The 15904-nt window shown below is 41.8% G+C and carries 16 protein-coding genes; 13 read left to right on the top strand and 3 right to left on the bottom strand.

What is annotated here, in order from left to right; all coding sequences use genetic code 11:
* Positions 1-222 precede the first annotated feature (222 nt).
* A complete protein-coding gene (locus ACSVDE_RS08290; RefSeq protein WP_439300444.1) occupies positions 223-2607 on the top strand; it encodes an immune inhibitor A domain-containing protein in 2385 nt (794 codons plus the stop codon).
* Positions 2608-3613: 1006 nt separating this feature from the next.
* Here the strand turns inward: ACSVDE_RS08290 and ACSVDE_RS08285 are convergent.
* A complete protein-coding gene (locus tag ACSVDE_RS08285) occupies positions 3614-3862 on the bottom strand; it encodes a ferredoxin (RefSeq protein ID WP_439300443.1) in 249 nt (82 codons plus the stop codon).
* 294 nt (positions 3863-4156) lie between these two features.
* On the opposite strand from ACSVDE_RS08285, the gene ACSVDE_RS08280 reads away from it, so the two are divergent.
* The 5 genes from ACSVDE_RS08280 (at position 4157) to ACSVDE_RS08260 (ending at position 8203) form a co-directional block, all read left to right on the top strand.
* A complete protein-coding gene (locus ACSVDE_RS08280; protein WP_439300442.1) occupies positions 4157-5245 on the top strand; it encodes a helix-turn-helix domain-containing protein in 1089 nt (362 codons plus the stop codon).
* The gene (locus ACSVDE_RS08275; RefSeq protein WP_439300441.1) at positions 5235-6737 is read left to right on the top strand and encodes a RecQ family ATP-dependent DNA helicase; all 1503 of its coding nucleotides are present in this window, start codon (positions 5235-5237) and stop codon (positions 6735-6737) included. Before ACSVDE_RS08280 ends, ACSVDE_RS08275 begins: the two co-directional genes overlap by 11 nt.
* Positions 6730-7335 carry a lysostaphin resistance A-like protein gene (locus ACSVDE_RS08270; RefSeq protein WP_439300440.1) on the top strand — a complete coding sequence of 202 codons (606 nt, stop codon included), beginning with the start codon at positions 6730-6732 and terminating at the stop codon, positions 7333-7335. Before ACSVDE_RS08275 ends, ACSVDE_RS08270 begins: the two co-directional genes overlap by 8 nt.
* A gap of 31 nt (positions 7336-7366) precedes the next feature.
* A complete protein-coding gene (locus ACSVDE_RS08265; protein WP_439300439.1) occupies positions 7367-7669 on the top strand; it encodes a hypothetical protein in 303 nt (100 codons plus the stop codon).
* A gap of 66 nt (positions 7670-7735) precedes the next feature.
* On the top strand, positions 7736-8203 hold the full coding sequence (locus ACSVDE_RS08260) for a DUF2663 family protein (RefSeq protein WP_439300438.1): 468 nt from the start codon (positions 7736-7738) through the stop codon (positions 8201-8203).
* A gap of 16 nt (positions 8204-8219) precedes the next feature.
* Here ACSVDE_RS08260 and ACSVDE_RS08255 read toward each other — a convergent pair whose 3' ends face one another.
* Positions 8220-8438 carry a hypothetical protein gene (locus ACSVDE_RS08255; protein ID WP_439300437.1) on the bottom strand — a complete coding sequence of 73 codons (219 nt, stop codon included), beginning with the start codon at positions 8436-8438 and terminating at the stop codon, positions 8220-8222.
* 198 nt (positions 8439-8636) lie between these two features.
* Between ACSVDE_RS08255 and ACSVDE_RS08250 the strand changes: the two genes are divergently transcribed.
* From ACSVDE_RS08250 to ACSVDE_RS08225, 6 genes are all read left to right on the top strand, one after another.
* Positions 8637-9269: a CBS domain-containing protein gene (locus tag ACSVDE_RS08250; RefSeq protein WP_439300436.1), complete on the top strand. Its 633-nt coding sequence runs from the start codon at positions 8637-8639 to the stop codon at positions 9267-9269.
* A gap of 47 nt (positions 9270-9316) precedes the next feature.
* Positions 9317-9712 carry a hypothetical protein gene (locus ACSVDE_RS08245; RefSeq protein ID WP_439300435.1) on the top strand — a complete coding sequence of 132 codons (396 nt, stop codon included), beginning with the start codon at positions 9317-9319 and terminating at the stop codon, positions 9710-9712.
* Complete coding sequence (locus ACSVDE_RS08240) at positions 9709-10488, top strand: metallophosphoesterase (RefSeq protein WP_439300434.1); 780 nt, start codon at positions 9709-9711, stop codon at positions 10486-10488. Before ACSVDE_RS08245 ends, ACSVDE_RS08240 begins: the two co-directional genes overlap by 4 nt.
* A gap of 86 nt (positions 10489-10574) precedes the next feature.
* Positions 10575-11174: a genetic competence negative regulator gene (locus ACSVDE_RS08235; RefSeq protein ID WP_439300433.1), complete on the top strand. Its 600-nt coding sequence runs from the start codon at positions 10575-10577 to the stop codon at positions 11172-11174.
* 291 nt (positions 11175-11465) lie between these two features.
* Positions 11466-12731, top strand: coding sequence for a Glu/Leu/Phe/Val family dehydrogenase (locus ACSVDE_RS08230; RefSeq protein ID WP_439300432.1), 1266 nt, complete (start codon positions 11466-11468; stop codon positions 12729-12731).
* A 280-nt stretch (positions 12732-13011) separates the two neighbouring features.
* Complete coding sequence (locus tag ACSVDE_RS08225) at positions 13012-13995, top strand: YpdA family putative bacillithiol disulfide reductase (protein ID WP_439300431.1); 984 nt, start codon at positions 13012-13014, stop codon at positions 13993-13995.
* Positions 13996-14038: 43 nt separating this feature from the next.
* Here the strand turns inward: ACSVDE_RS08225 and ACSVDE_RS08220 are convergent, their stop codons facing one another.
* Complete coding sequence (locus ACSVDE_RS08220; protein WP_439301957.1) at positions 14039-15013, bottom strand: asparaginase; 975 nt, start codon at positions 15011-15013, stop codon at positions 14039-14041.
* A gap of 164 nt (positions 15014-15177) precedes the next feature.
* Here ACSVDE_RS08220 and prsW point away from each other — a divergent pair, with 164 nt between their 5' ends.
* Positions 15178-15873 (top strand): glutamic-type intramembrane protease PrsW, encoded by a 696-nt coding sequence (prsW, locus tag ACSVDE_RS08215; RefSeq protein WP_439300430.1) that lies wholly within the window; start codon positions 15178-15180, stop codon positions 15871-15873.
* Positions 15874-15904 lie beyond the last annotated feature (31 nt).

Below are 15904 nucleotides of genomic sequence, written 5' to 3'. Positions count from 1 at the left end.
TACAGTTACCTATTATAGCAATTTGTTCCCCGTTTGAAAACTTACGTCTCTCCGTACATGGAAAAACGTATGAGCGGCTTCAACGGCGCCTAACCCAAAAATAGGCGGATTGATTCCGTGCTGGACATGGGCATTCTTCATCCCAGGTCATATAATGCACTATTACATCTCTACTCTCTTTGACGCGGACGACGACTATTCACATAAGGAGATGTTCAAGGAATGGGGAAGAGGCTCAGTTCTTTAAGGGGACTCGCAATTGCTGCTGTATTGTTGTTCGGAACCATCTTTTCATCGACGACTGTTGCTGCTACGTCTTGGATACAACCGGATTTGGATCAGCCAGGACCGATCGACCTCGGAATTGTGAACGATGAGCGCATGATTGAGGCTTTGATTGAGCGAGGATTGATTTCGAATACATTAAGTGCTTCAGGTAAAGAGAAAGCACTGAAGGCATATCTTGAAAAGCGGGCCAATGGACAAGCGCATAAGCATTCCGGGAAAAGCGTTCTAGGGGGAGAGCATGCCGATCGGTTGAAACATGTTCAAGAGAGAATGCGGAAAGGGATGCCATTTCCCTTGAAAACGAATGGAACGCCAAAAAAATCCTCCAGCTTCCAACTTCCTTCTGTATTTGAAGAACAATGGCAAGGAGCAGTCAGAACAGATAAGGTGCTCGTCATTGCCATTCAATTCCCTGACCTGCCTACAGGATCGTTTTCTCCAGATGAAACCGATATGTACTACGATGAATATCCCGTTTCCCATTACGAAGATATGATTTTTGGAGCAGAAGGGTATGTGGGACCTTCAGGTGAGAATCTGATCTCCATGAGACAATATTATGAACAACAATCAGGGGGGAGTTACTCCGTTGATGGAAAAGTGGCTGGTTGGTACACGGCTGCACACCCAGCGTCTTATTATGGATCGAATGGACCCGAGCCAGATGGTAACGATTCTAAACCTCGAACACTGGTTGCAGAAGCGTTGATGCTTGCAGCGCAAGATCCGAATATCAATTTAAGGGATTTCGATATGGAGGATCGTTACGATCTGGACGGTGACGGCAATTATCGTGAACCAGATGGCTTAGTGGATCATTTGATGATTGTCCACTCCGGAGCGGGAGAGGAAGCTGGAGGTGGCTCGCTAGGTGAAGATGCCATCTGGTCACACCGTTGGAATCTAGGAGGCGTGTTCCTCATACCCGGCACAATCGCCAAAGTACCATATTGGGGTGGTGTGATGGGGGCATTCGACTATACGATTGAGCCTGAAGATGGCGCTACGGGAGTGTTCGCGCATGAATACGGGCATGACCTAGGACTCCCCGATGAGTATGACACCCAATATTCAGGAGAAGGCGAACCGGTCGCCTACTGGTCGATCATGAGCAGCGGGAGCTGGGCTGGGATCATCCCGGGAACGGAGCCCACTGGATTCAGTGCATGGGCAAAGGAATTTTTACAAGGGTATGTTGGTGGCAATTGGCTGACCGGAATGTCGATTGATATAACGGATCCGTCTTTTCATGCAAAGCTCGCCGTATTGGATCAGGCAAACGACAAAGGAATCTGGAACGATGCAATCCGGGTAGAGCTTCCGGATAAGATGACACAAGTCAATGAACCATACAGTGGAAACTATGAGTATTACAGCGGTAAAGGGAATAGCTTGGATCACGCCATGTTGACGACGGTCAATCTGCAGAATGCAAAGAAAGCGAGCCTGTCGTTCAAGGCTTGGTATGAAATCGAAGAAAATTGGGATTATGCATCCATACAGATCAAGGAAACCGGAACAGAAGAATGGATTTCAATCAAAGGGAACCTGACCACATCAGAGGATCCCAATGAACAAAATCCTGGTCATGGCATAACAGGTCATTCGGATGGATGGGTGGACGGCGTATTCGATTTATCCCCATTTGCGGGTAAAATCATAGACTTGAAGGTGAACTACTGGACGGATGTCGCAGCCACGGAAAAAGGATTGTATTTAGATGATATCCATATCCAAATGGATGGAGAAACGATTCTTTGGGATGACGCAGAAGGGGATGCTCAGTTTGCATTGGAAGGGTTCAGTAAAGATACCGGCACTTTCTCCTCAAAGCATTATTACTTGCTGGAATGGCGGAATCACCAGGGAGTAGACCAAGGTCTCAAGCACATCCTCAGGGGTGAATCACTCATGGAATATGATCCCGGATTGGTTGTCTGGTATGTAGACTTATCTTATACAGACAACTGGACAGGAACACATCCTGGGGAAGGTTTTTTAGGTGTCGTGGATGCTCATCAGTCTACGTTGAAATGGAGTGACGGCACAATCGCGTCAACGAAGTATCAAGTGAATGATGCCGCCTTCGGCATTTCAAGGACGAACGGAGAATATTTGGATTATCAGGAATCGTTGGGGATCACGCTGACAGCACAAGACCAAAGAGGAGATTGGTTGTTCTCAGATCAGGATGAGTATCTGAATCCAGGTCTCGTAGACGCTGGACGCAACATACCGCAATATGGTCTCACCTTCGTCGTCTTCGCACACTCGAAAGATAAGTCCACAGCCTTGATTGGTATTTTCAAAGAGAAGTAAGTAGCTATTCATCCCTATGAAGATCATTCTACCTGAAACGATAATACTGAAGGTTATTTCCGCAAATATTGTTGCTCTTGAGTTCATTTCCGCTTAAGGTACTCAACTTGCACAAGTTGTTTCCTAACAAAAATGATCCGATTTCAACAATCCTAAAGAAAAGATCCATATAAAAAAAGAACGCTTCTTATTAACCGGTTCGGTTATCTATCACAAACAATAAATATGTTGACTAAAATGTGCCCCGAATTGCATAGCAATTTGAGGCACTATTTTTGTTGATAAATAAGGATTATTGCTCAAATAGAACGTTAAATTGTTTGAACATATGCATACGAATTTGTAACCTTACAGAATCCCCTGTATGTTTGCAAATTGACCTGCATTTGTTTTTGTTAGAATGCGGAAGGTAATCAAATTTTGAAATATTATATGGATAATGCTAAAAGTGTACTTAGATACACACTTATTGTTATTCAACAAAAGGACAGGATTGTTGAAGGTGGGAGATAGGGATTAACGGACATCAGATCCGTTATTTGTGACAAAAACGCTAATTTCGGTGTGCAAGCGGACATCAGAGACGCTATTCTTTAAAAAGTATATTGTTTTTGATGATTTTGGACCAAATAAGGTATCATATGTCCGTTAAGTTTAGTGAAAATGAATAAGTTATAGAAATAAGGTCCTCAATGTCCGTTAGATTTATGAATTAGTCATTCTTCATTAATTATCGCGCGCTTTAGTTTAAAAAGCTGAAAAAAAATAGCCGCACATCGATCCGTAATGGATTGAAAGTTCGGCTTATTTTTTATCTTATACGATATGAAATACAGTGAAATTATCTATGCATTTCCATATGCAATTTCTTAAGTAAATTACGGTTTTGTGACAGGTATCAGAACCCGATAGCTTCTTATGGCGTTCTTTTTTAATTGACAATGATTATCATTTGTAATAATCTATAAAAAACGCCCTGCATTGAGGGCGTCTTCGTAAGTATTTTTTATTCGAACTTAGTTGCATCTCCATCGAAAGGCTCTTCTGCGATCTTGATTGAATCTGTTGGGCAACCTTCGAAGGCGTCTTGCATATCTTCGTGCAAGATATCTGGAATTTCTACGATTCCCTGGTTGTCATCCAATGTTACGAATGCAATTCCTTCATCATCGTAATCATAGATATCAGGTGCTGCTGCTCCACAAGCTCCGCAAGCAATACAAGTTTCTTTGTCAACAATTGTGTACTTTGGCATATCGAAATTACCCTCCTAGTAATTGATGAAACTGTCTTTCGTCATCCACTTTTCTAATCCTGCTTATTATCAATTAAAAAACAGTTCATATTCTCCAAATGATACCATTTTATATATCCATATTACTATTGTAAAACTGTTGTTAAGAGATTTCAACAGTTAAATTCAATGAGAATCCTTATCAAATAAGGGTTTCTCAATACTCTCATCTACATAAGCAATTTTCCCAAATTGACCAAAATCTAAACAACCTTTGATACAATAAGAGTATAGATGGGGAGGAGGTATGGAAATATGGATTATGCTGAAATGATCTACTTGTTCGGAATTCATCGTATGAACGGAGAACGGACGACATCAGGTCTCTTCCATCTATTAACAGGTAAAAAGTCTTCACAGACGGTCCAAGATGGGAAACTTTTTGGACTGTCCCATTTGTTTGGAACGTTTCAAGGATATAAGTATGCAGCCTTCGCGTCAAAGATACATGAATTCGAGAAAAAGGGATGGATCCATCTAGAAGAAAACCAAAAGGCGATCTTAACGGAACTCGGCGAATGGACTTTACAGGACAAGCTGGAAAATAAACCGATTCCGGATGCTTTGGATGGATGGCGGTTTGGAGATATCGCACGTGTGTTTTGGCGGCGATTCTCACTATTCACCCAAACCCTTTCGTACTTGTTAGTGGATGATTCGAAGTTTCATCCGATCCAGAATGATCCACAGGTTTTAGCATGGGTAAAACATCATTTCCCGAAAGCACCACAAGATCGTATACGTGTCTCAGAAGTCATACATAAAGAATTGAAGTCCCTCCTACATGGATTTGATCGAAAGACATCTGAAAACCTAGTTTTTCGGCTCACAAGATACAACCGGGTTGGAAGGACGTCCACACAGATGTCGGAACACTTGAAGATGGACCCGATGGAGTGTCACATTCATTTTCAAGCGGCTCTTCATCGTCTTGTTCGTATCGTCATGGAGGGTCGGTCTCAATTTCCATCCCTTTACCTATTCATTTCTGATCTGGACTCTGAATACACGTTAACGGAATCTACGAGAAAAACATACGAGTTGATCCAGGCAGGTTATCCTCACGAAAAGCTGCCGATGATACGGAATTTGAAGATGAGTACGATTGAGGACCATATCGTTGAGCTCGCCATTCATGTCGAAGATTTTCAAATTGAACCATACATATCGAACACAGATCAAATCAAGATTATGGAATCGTCGAATCGGCTGAATAGTAAAAAACTGAAAGACATCAAACAGGATCTGGATGAGGATTTTACCTATTTCCAGATACGGTTGACCTTATCGAAACATACTGCTGAAACCAGCTTGAATAAAGGAGCAATGAGCCTTGTCGATTGAGCAACTTTTAATGGACCGATTCGGACACACTTCTTTCCGGAGAGGACAAAAGGAAATAATTGAAGATGTCCTACAGGGAGAAGATGTCTTTGCCATGCTTCCGACGGGCACAGGTAAATCGATTTGTTACCAACTTCCCGCTTATATCGTACCCGGGAGCGTTATTGTCGTTTCACCTCTCATCTCATTGATGGAAGATCAGGTTGAGCAATTGAAACGGAACGGTGAGAAAAGGGTATACACGTTTCATAGCGGTTTACCATTTGAACAAAGGAAAAAGATCCTCAAGAATATCAGGCGGTTCAAATTCATCTACTTATCACCTGAAACGTTACAGTCGGATGTGTTGTTCGATGCTTTGAAGAAAACGCATATCTCTCTATTCGTTGTGGATGAAGCGCACTGTATTTCCCAATGGGGTCATGAGTTCAGAACCGACTATTTGAAGCTAGGAAAGATATGCGAACAGATTGGAAGGCCTCCGATCCTTGCACTGACAGCCACAGCTACTGAAAAAGTCCGGTTGGATATCATCCATCAATTGAAGTTACATGAGCCGAAGCAGCACGTCTATTCGGTGGACAGGCCGAACATCGCATTGCAGGTGGAAAAGGTGTTGGATCAAACAGATAAGATGGATCGTCTCATAGATTATGTGAAGCGATTAGAAGGACCAGGACTCATCTATACTTCAAGTCGGCTTATCGCTGAAACATTGACAGCGAACCTGAAACAAAACGGGATCGAACGTGTGGCGTACTATCATGGAGGTATGGAAAACGACGATCGGTTGTTGATCCAAAAACAATTCATTTATGATGAACTAGATGTTATTTGTTGCACAAACGCCTTTGGGATGGGAATCAATAAATCGAATATCCGCTTCGTCATCCATTATCACTTTCCGGCGAATATGGAAGCCTATCTCCAGGAAATAGGTCGTGCTGGACGAGACGGAAAATCGAGTATAGCCATTTTGTTATACCATGAGGACGATGACTTTATTCCTGAACGATTGATCGAGATAGAGTTCCCTGAACCCGAACAGCTTGATGGTTTCAGCCGGGCTATGGCACATCATCCAAAGGAAAGAAGTCACCTGGATCATGTGCTGCAATCACTGGACGTGTCTGAAACCGGTGAACGGTTCATCCGGTATCATTATGAAAACTTCTTACGTGACGATGATCAGGACCTTCAAGCATGGAAGGATGCTTTACTTGATAAGATGGAAAAGCGAATTCAAGAAAAGAAACGGCGCATCCGATATATGAAGAAATGGATTGAAACGGATACTTGTAAACGATCGAGTATTTTAGCAGCCTTTTCAGAAACATTGATTGATCGACCGGATCATTGCTGTAGTCATTGCGGCTTACGAGTGGAGGATTATGAACGAAAAGAAGTTACGCAAACGGAAGCTCCAACAGAGGACATAGGATGGGAAGAAGAATTAGCGAGGATATTCCATCAGGGGAATTTGCATGTTTGAGCAGTTGAATCAGAAAGAGATCATTAAGTCTTTGTCACAGAAAGATCTATATATAAACCTATACTTTACGCAAGGCATCTTCTTATTCCTGACGCTCTTGTTCTCATTGGTTTTCAACCAAGGTGTAGACGAATGGGTGGCGTTGTTCCATTTAGAGTGGGGTTCACTTCTTATTTGGACCCTACCTACTGTCGTTATCATTGTTGTACTGGACGTTCTTTTGTGGATAAAGGTACCGAAGAAATGGATCGATGATGGAGGGATCAATGAGCGGATCTTCTCGAATATATCCGTTTTTCACCTCTTTTTGATTTCAATCATTATAGGTGTTTCAGAGGAAATCTTGTTTCGTGGAGTCTTACAAGTGAACATTGGATATGTCGCTTCAAGCTTGCTCTTTGCATTCATGCACATCCGGTATATTACGAAACCTGTCTTACTTCTATTTGTTACTCTATTGAGTTTTCTGCTTGGTTGGATTTTCATGGTCACTGGGAATTTGTTGATTCCGATCGTTATTCATATATGCATTGATTTTCTATTAGGATTGATCATTCGCTATAATTTGTTTTCTGTCCGTAAGGCTAATGAACAATGAAGGTTTTGACCATCAGTGAAGGGGGCTACTCATGTTGAATCAACATGATCAAGCATCGGATTTGCGAGCGAAAATGAACAACGGACATGTGTCTGAGAAAGATGAGGTGGATATCCTCCATCTACCTCCTAGAAGTGAAAAACATCGTTCCAATAAAAAAACCAAGCAAAAAGAGACGACACCATCAGGTAAAATCCACATTTGGATCACCAGGATCATCGTCGTTGCCTTTCTCGGTTTACTCGTATTTACCGTTTTCTATTTTTCGAACGGTTTTGACTTGAATGACGAGTTGAAAAAAGATGCCGTAAAACTGATTGATATCGTGCGTTAAAAGGGGTTTGAAGTGCATGTATACGACATTCCCTCCTAGCATAGGTTTGAATAGGAGGGAATTCAAATGGATGGATTAAGAGTTTGGAAATTCAAGCAATATCAAATATCTGAAGTGACGCTGGAAGTGATCAAGAGTTTGGTGGAGAAAAGACAAAAGGAACAACGATTCGAACAGATCCTGTTGAAATGGTCGTTGTCGCTATTCGTCATCTTGTTCTTTGCGGTCTTATATATCTACTTCTATAAACTTCCTACTCTCGAAACCATGTTCATGAACAATCGCAAGGTCAGTGAGTATTTCATGCAGGATATGCTGTTGTTCGTCCTTTTTGTTGGAGGACTCTTATGTTTTGTCCAAATCATCCTTTATAAGAAGAAACATGTAAAAGCTGAAAGTGAATTCGAAGAGCTCAGGATAGCAACGATTGAAAGAGGAGAAGAACTGTGGGATAAACCAGTTCCATGGAAACATCGTCACGAGGTGTTTGAATGGTTGAAAAAAGACCATGATGTCAACTTATATCATAAGTGATGGTATTGGCAGCCGGTTACATCGGGCACGGGCAACCGAAAAAAGCGTTTGCATCTCTGCAGAAAAGCTGATCGTTGACGCGTACATGTTGTTTCGTAATCAATTGGATTCTTCCAAATGCAACGGTTTCATGATCCTTCATACAGAAAACTTCTACTGGGAGTCCGATTTTCTGGCTGTATTCCAAATCCTGATCGAGAACGAGAGACTTATTCGTAAACTTGGATATGGTCATGGTGTGTCCTCTCCTAACTTTAAATTTTAGAATTTTCTGAAGCGCTTTATCTTACTCATATCTTAATGTAAATTTACATAATTTTCAACCTCTATTGTTTAAATATTCTGATAAAAATTAATTTGTTACACATTCTAGTAGGAAATATCCAAGTGAATCTCGAATGGGTTATAGTACGAATATATCAGGGGGGATACCATGTTTGTCAAAAGCGTCATGATACCAAAAGAAAAGGCTTATATCGTCCAATCTTCCGAGAATTTGAAAGAAGTGTTACATAAGATGGAAGAATATCAGATTGACGGTATGCCCGTAGTGAACGGAAATCATTACGGTGGTCTTGTCACACTCAACAAGATCTATAAGGCGTTTTTCGAATCCGGTATGCAAAGGGATGATTTCCTTGCGCAGACTGTGGCAGGTGATGTTGCTGCTTATAAAGAAGAGTATATCGATGAAGAAGAGATCTTCGAGAATACGTTCTTAAGAGTGAAGGACCGTCCTTTGGTCGCTGTTGTAAACCAAAGTGGTGAACTGAAAGGGGTTATCACAAGGTCAGATATCCTGGAACAGTTCCAGAGCGCATTCGGTATGAAGCGTAAAGGAGTAAGGATTTCATTCTCCTCCTCTGAAGCGGAAGGCCGAATCGCCAGACTTGCAGAGATTGCGAAGCAATTTCATGAGAACATCATTTCACTCACGACGTTCGATGAAACGGATAAGTTCATCCGCAGAATCGTCATGAAAGTGGAAAAGCAGCAGAACATCGATAAGTTCGTAAAAAAACTGGAGGCATCTGGATTCAGGGTCCTCGATATCAAGGAAGATTAAACATGAAAGTCCCTTTCTCTACATAACGTGTAGGGGGAGGGATTCTCTTGTTTACACGATTCTTTTCTCTTATAATCGGATATTGGTCTTTCTATATTGTTGTTATTGAAATTCCTACCACGAATATGCAAGAATTCAGAAGGTGGCTAGGTACATTAATTTTTCAACCTGTTATGTTCGTTACCATTTCGTTTATGAGTATGGTCGGTATCTTAGCTTACGGATTTATGATTAAGAAAACCATCCGTGATTTGAAAGATCGTTCGAAAGGAAGCCTGTTTCAGAAAGCGCTATTCGTAGTCTTACTCCTGACAAGCTGGTATTTTCTTTTTCAGATGAACGTGGTAGTGATGCTGATATTATTACCATGCACCTTCTTTTATGGTATCATTTCGATATTACAGGCGAATAAGCATGTACGAAGACAGGAAGGTGTGGAATGATTTACTTCATCGGTTTTCTATTGTTATGCGGAATCCTATTGATTGTCCATATGTGGGTTGAAGCCCATAAAGTGACTATTGAGAAAAAGGAGATTCAACTTGAACATTATCCTGTAAGCTTCAATGGCTTAAAGGTTTTTTTTATTTCGGATATCCATACAAGGACCATCGATGACCGTCTATTGGATCAGATTGACGAGCCGATCGATTTGGTTGTCATCGGGGGCGACTTGATGGAAAAGGGTGTTCCTTTTGACAGGGTTTCAAGGAATTTAGACAAACTATCAGAAATTGCTCCTATTTATTTCGTGTGGGGGAATAATGATTATGAGGTTGATTTTCGAAGATTGGATGTCCTATTGAAAGATAAAGGTGTTACAATACTTGATAACACTTGTGCACGTTTTGAAACAGATGAAGATGTCTTACACTTGATCGGAGTAGATGATCCGACACTGGATCGGGATGAATTGAGACTCGCTCTGCAAGACATAGATGAGAGAGGATACAGGATCCTGATCAGCCATAACCCGAATATTATGGAGAAACTGCAGAGAGAAGATCGAATCGGTGCCGTATTGAGCGGACATACCCACGGTGGCCAAATCCGCTTTTTTAAATGGGGGATTGCCGCACGAGGTGGCATTAGCCGACATGCCGGTACATTACTATTCATCAGTAACGGATTCGGATATACGCAGCTCCCTTTCAGACTTTGTGCACCGGCACAAACCCATGTATTGACCTTTTCTCGATCGACATCTTCAAAAACCTGAAGAACAACATGACCATCATGAACCTTATTCTTGCACCATCATATAGTGTAGAAAGGGTGGAGTATTGCTGTTAAGGAGGACCATATATGCGATTGGAGCGTTTGACATATAATAAGATAAAAGTGTTCTTAACGTTGGATGACCTTGACGAGCGTGGTATTTCAAAAGAAGAAATGTGGCAAGACCTCCCTAAGGTACATGAGCTATTCAGGGATATGATGCTGGAGGCGGATGATGAGCTTGGCTTCAAAGCTGATGGTCCTATAGCTGTCGAAGTGTTTTCATTACCAGCTCAAGGTATGGTCGTAATCGTTACGAAGGGGCAATCGACCAATGAAGATGAGGACTACGATGATGAATTTTTGGAGCTTCAAGTGACGATGGACATCAGCGACGACGTCTTTTATGAATTCGACGGATTCGATGATCTCATCGCATTGACTTCACGGTTGTATCCGTTAGGGGTCAAAGGTGGAGAGATCTATCACTATAATGGACGCTACTACGCTTCCTTCGAAGAGGAAGATTATGAACGTCTCGATGTTGATATGTTCGTAGCTCTGTTGTCCGAATTCGGAAGTCCATCGACCATAACAAAATGGCGCGTCAGAGAATATGGAAAATTGATCTTAGATGACGATTCAGTCGGAAAGATCAATCACTTCTTCTTAACCGGAAAAGAATAAATGGTTCATAAAGCTTGGCTTCTGCCAAGTTTTCTATTTAGAGGCGTAAATATGGAACTTTGATTCAAAAGCTCAGAATAGTGAAAGAAGGCTTAAGAACAAGGGGGAAATGAACTTAAATACGTGATTCGGTATAGAAAAAGTCGTTCAACCTCAACATAAGAAAGCGTTTACAAAATAAAATGGAAAACTTATATATATCACTTCTCATAATCAGTGCTAGGGTGTATACTATGCATTGAGAAATTGAAATCATACTTATATTTATGGATTTTTCACGGGAGGTAAACCATGTCTGCCAATGAACACGATAACAATGGACAAGACAACGTATTAATATCAACACAAACTGTAATCAATGATGCTTTAGATAAGCTCGGTTATCCAGAAGAGGTATTCGAGCTGTTGAAAGAGCCTGTCCGATTGATGACCGTCCGCATCCCGGTAAGAATGGATGATGGATCGATCAAAATCTTTACAGGATATAGAGCACAGCATAATGATTCTGTTGGACCAACAAAAGGTGGCGTAAGGTTTCACCCGAATGTAACAGAAACAGAAGTAAAAGCATTATCAATTTGGATGAGTCTGAAGGCAGGAATTGTCGACCTTCCATACGGTGGAGGTAAAGGCGGAATCATCTGTGACCCGCGTGATATGTCTTTCCGTGAGTTGGAACGATTAAGCCGCGGATACGTTCGTGCAATCAGTCAGATTGTGGGACCTACAAAGGATATCCCAGCTCCTGATGTGTTCACGAACTCTCAAATCATGGCTTGGATGATGGACGAATACAGCCGTATTCGTGAATTTGACTCTCCTGGATTCATTACAGGTAAGCCGCTTGTATTGGGTGGTTCTCACGGTCGTGAGTCTGCGACAGCGAAAGGGGTAACCATTTGTATTCGGGAAGCGGCCAAGAAGAAAGGGATCAACATCGAAGGCGCTCGCGTCGTGATCCAAGGATTCGGTAACGCTGGAAGCTTCCTAGCGAAATTCATGTACGATGCCGGAGCGAAAGTGATCGGAATCTCTGACGCTTATGGTGGATTACATGATCCAGATGGATTGGATATCGATTATCTATTGGATCGCCGAGACAGCTTCGGAACAGTGACGAAGTTGTTCAAGGATACGATCTCAAACCAAGATTTACTTGAGTTGGATTGCGATATCCTCGTACCAGCAGCGATCGAAAATCAAATTACAAAGCATAATGCCCACAATATCAAGGCATCGATCGTCGTGGAAGCTGCAAATGGTCCGACGACGATTGAAGCGACGAATATATTGACAGAACGCGACATCTTGTTGGTACCTGATGTCCTTGCAAGTGCTGGTGGAGTGACTGTATCCTACTTCGAGTGGGTACAGAACAACCAGGGTTACTACTGGACAGAGGATGAAGTTGAAGCGAAATTAGAACAAGTCATGGTAAAAGCATTCAACAACATCTTGACTACAGCCACCAACCGAAAAGTGAACATGAGACTAGCTGCTTATATGGTCGGTGTTCGTAAAATGGCTGAAGCATCCCGTTTCAGAGGATGGATTTAAGACGATTAAGTTGAAACACACATTAAAATCCCCTATCATCTATATGTATGGTAGGGGATTTTTCCTATGTGTAAGGTGTTAATTACCTTAAAATTAAAGGCTCTCTCCAAAAGGTTATTTGCATTTGAGTCAAGTGCAAAAGCAACCAAGTTTGCGAAAACATCCAAATCAAAAAGCCATACTCACTAATTAATCGTTAATGATCGTGTAAGATTTTATAGAATAAATGTTGTAAATGATAAAGATATAGACATGAAGTTATTAGGAGTGAAGAGAAACCATGCAAGCGGATGCAATCATCGTCGGTGGAGGCCCCTGTGGATTATCTACAGCAATCGCCTTAGAGGGAATTGGTCTCAAACCGATCGTCATCGAGAAAGGAAACATCGTCAATTCCATATATAATTACCCGACACATCAACAATTTTTCAGCACAAGTGAGAAGCTGGAAATCGGCAACATGCCATTCGTTATCGAACAAAGAAAACCGAAGCGAAATCAAGCTCTCTCCTATTACCGGGAAGTGGTGAAACGGAAACAGCTCACGGTTCATACGTTTGAAAAAGTTCAAAAAGTCGAAAAGACGGCTGACGGATCTTTCATTGTCAGCTCGACGAAACAGGATGGGTCTGCAGAGACATATGAAACACCATACGTCATCATCGCTACTGGATATTATGATCATCCGAACTATATGAATGTGCCTGGTGAGGACTTAGACAAAGTTTTCCATTACTTTAAAGAAGCACATCCTTATTTTGATACAGATGTCGTTGTGATCGGCGGTAAAAATTCAGCTGTTGATGCAGCGCTTGAACTTGAAAAGGTCGGAGCTAGAGTGACCGTCCTCTATAGAGGATCTGAGTATTCCGGCAGTGTCAAGCCATGGATTCTTCCCGAATTCGATGCGCTCGTAAGGCATGATAAAGTCAAGATGGAGTTTAATGCAGAAGTGAAGGAGATTACGCCGGACACTGTCCGTTATGAAGCGGATGGAGTGGCGAAGGAAATCAAAAACGATTTCGTATTTGCCATGACGGGCTATCACCCTGACCATTCATTTCTGACGAAAATGGGTGTCTCTATTGAAAATGAAACAGGCAGACCTCTTTTCGATCCTGAAACGATGGAAACGAATGTTGACGGCATTTTCATTTCAGGCGTCATTGCTGCAGGCAATAACGCGAATGAGATCTTCATTGAAAATGGCCGGTTCCATGGTGGACTCATTGCAAAAGAACTCCAGAAACGGAAGAAGGATTGACCGATATCATTTTGGTCAATCCTCTTCTTATTCTATGATCAATTTAGTTCTTCAGAAACGCTTCTCTGATCTCTTCCATTTGATAATCCATTTCTAATGTGACCATCAGTTTGAGGCGTGCTTTCGGTCCATTTAAACCGTTTGTGAAGATGACCCCTTTATCTTTCAACTGTTTTCCACCGCCGTCATAACTGTAGATGTCCTGCACGATACCATTGAAACATCTGGAGACGAGGACGATCGGAATGTCTTCACGAAGGAAAGCTTCCACTTCTTCGACCAATGCAGGTGGGAGATTACCCTGACCGAGTGCTTCAATCACCAGGCCATCAATCTGCATGTTCCGGACGGATTGAAGCAGTTCTTTGTGCATACCCGCATAGGCTTTTAGAAGCACTACCTTTTTTGAAAGACCCAACGTTTTGTAATGCTCCTTATTCACAAGGTTATGGTGAAAGTGGACCCCTCTTTTCGTTACGATCCCTAAAGGCCCGTATTGGGGACTTTGGAATGTGGCAATGTTGCTCGTATGTGTTTTTGTCACATTTTTAGCGGTATGGATTTCATCATTGAAGACGACAAGTACTCCTTTATCTTTTGCTTCGTCACTTGCAGCTACTCTGACGGATGAAATGAGGTTATGAGGCCCGTCCGCTCCAAGTTCATTGCTTGAACGCATAGCTCCTGTCAATATGATTGGAGTGTCGTTTCCATGGAGAAGATCCAACAAGTAGGCCGTTTCTTCCAAAGTGTCCGTACCGTGTGTCACGACGACACCATCCAATTGATTTTGTACTAATTGAGCATGAATATAATTCGAGAGCTCAATCATATGTTCAGTCGTTATATGGGGAGAAGGCAGGTTCAAGAAATCATCCATCGTCACTTCCGCTACCTGGGATAACAAAGCATATGTTTCATGGAGCGGATTGACTTCCCCTGGCAAAACTTTTCCTGTATCTTTATCCTCGCTCATGGCGATGGTACCACCTGTATGAATGACTAGGATTTTTTTCATCATTCTGCTCACCTCAGTTCCAATAGTTTCTCCAAGACTTAACATACCATTTTCCGATGTTCCCGTCTAAATGGAAATGTTCTTCCTCTTTGAAAATATTTGAAGCCATGGAGCATCTGTTCATGATACGATAGAGAAAATAAATTGGAAACGAGACGATTTACATGTTTACGATCTTTTCAGCTGGAATAGCTCCTGGTATAGCCTTGCTATCTTTTTTCTATCTGAAAGAAAAATACAAACCAGAGCCGATATTAATGGTATTGAGAACATTCATCATCGGTGTTCTTCTTGTTTTTCCCGTTATGGTACTTCAATTCGGCATACATGAAGAGATGGTTGTACCAAGTTGGGTGGATGCTTTTCTCGTCTCATCCTTATTAGAAGAGTTCTTCAAATGGTTCTTACTCTACTTTGCTGCTTATCAGCATATTGATTTCAATGATCCTTACGATGGCATCATCTATGGCGTTTCGATATCTTTAGGCTTCGCTACCGCTGAAAATGTGTTGTATCTGTTTTCGAACGGAGTAGAAACTGCAATGTATCGAGCAATGCTGCCAGTACCAAGTCATGCTCTGTTCGGTGTCATAATGGGATACTACCTCTCAAGAGGGAAATCTTCAGAGAAAGGCTCAATCAAACGGCTTTTCATACTGGCATCCCTTTTCATACCGATCCTGTTCCATGGCTTTTATGATTATATCCTTTTCGCTTTCATGCAAAAACGTTGGTTGTTATACATGTTACCGTTTATGGCTTTCCTGTGGTGGCTAGGGTTGAGGAAGATTAAATATGCACAAGTGGCTTCTGAGAGAAAATACCGGAATGCCCATACTCAGAACAAAACAATACTATGATGATGAAATGAAGTCTGGTTTGACCTGATGA

The organism is Pseudalkalibacillus sp. Hm43, assembly GCF_051842935.1.
GTDB lineage: Bacteria > Bacillota > Bacilli > Bacillales > Fictibacillaceae > Pseudalkalibacillus.
The sequence above is the reverse complement of the archived record's forward strand: the minus strand, read 5'-3'. Positions and strand labels throughout refer to the sequence as shown.

Coding starts and splice junctions, on each gene's coding strand:
- ACSVDE_RS08255 (WP_439300437.1), bottom strand. CDS start 8,438: ATGACCATATCCAAGTTTACGAATAAGTCTCTCGTTCTCGATCAGGAT.
- ACSVDE_RS08250 (WP_439300436.1), top strand. CDS start 8,637: ATGTTTGTCAAAAGCGTCATGATACCAAAAGAAAAGGCTTATATCGTC.
- ACSVDE_RS08285 (WP_439300443.1), bottom strand. CDS start 3,862: ATGCCAAAGTACACAATTGTTGACAAAGAAACTTGTATTGCTTGCGGA.
- ACSVDE_RS08290 (WP_439300444.1), top strand. CDS start 223: ATGGGGAAGAGGCTCAGTTCTTTAAGGGGACTCGCAATTGCTGCTGTA.
- ACSVDE_RS08280 (WP_439300442.1), top strand. CDS start 4,157: ATGGATTATGCTGAAATGATCTACTTGTTCGGAATTCATCGTATGAAC.
- ACSVDE_RS08265 (WP_439300439.1), top strand. CDS start 7,367: ATGTTGAATCAACATGATCAAGCATCGGATTTGCGAGCGAAAATGAAC.
- ACSVDE_RS08225 (WP_439300431.1), top strand. CDS start 13,012: ATGCAAGCGGATGCAATCATCGTCGGTGGAGGCCCCTGTGGATTATCT.
- prsW (WP_439300430.1), top strand. CDS start 15,178: ATGTTTACGATCTTTTCAGCTGGAATAGCTCCTGGTATAGCCTTGCTA.
- ACSVDE_RS08240 (WP_439300434.1), top strand. CDS start 9,709: ATGATTTACTTCATCGGTTTTCTATTGTTATGCGGAATCCTATTGATT.
- ACSVDE_RS08270 (WP_439300440.1), top strand. CDS start 6,730: ATGTTTGAGCAGTTGAATCAGAAAGAGATCATTAAGTCTTTGTCACAG.
- ACSVDE_RS08235 (WP_439300433.1), top strand. CDS start 10,575: ATGCGATTGGAGCGTTTGACATATAATAAGATAAAAGTGTTCTTAACG.
- ACSVDE_RS08260 (WP_439300438.1), top strand. CDS start 7,736: ATGGATGGATTAAGAGTTTGGAAATTCAAGCAATATCAAATATCTGAA.
- ACSVDE_RS08220 (WP_439301957.1), bottom strand. CDS start 15,013: ATGAAAAAAATCCTAGTCATTCATACAGGTGGTACCATCGCCATGAGC.
- ACSVDE_RS08230 (WP_439300432.1), top strand. CDS start 11,466: ATGTCTGCCAATGAACACGATAACAATGGACAAGACAACGTATTAATA.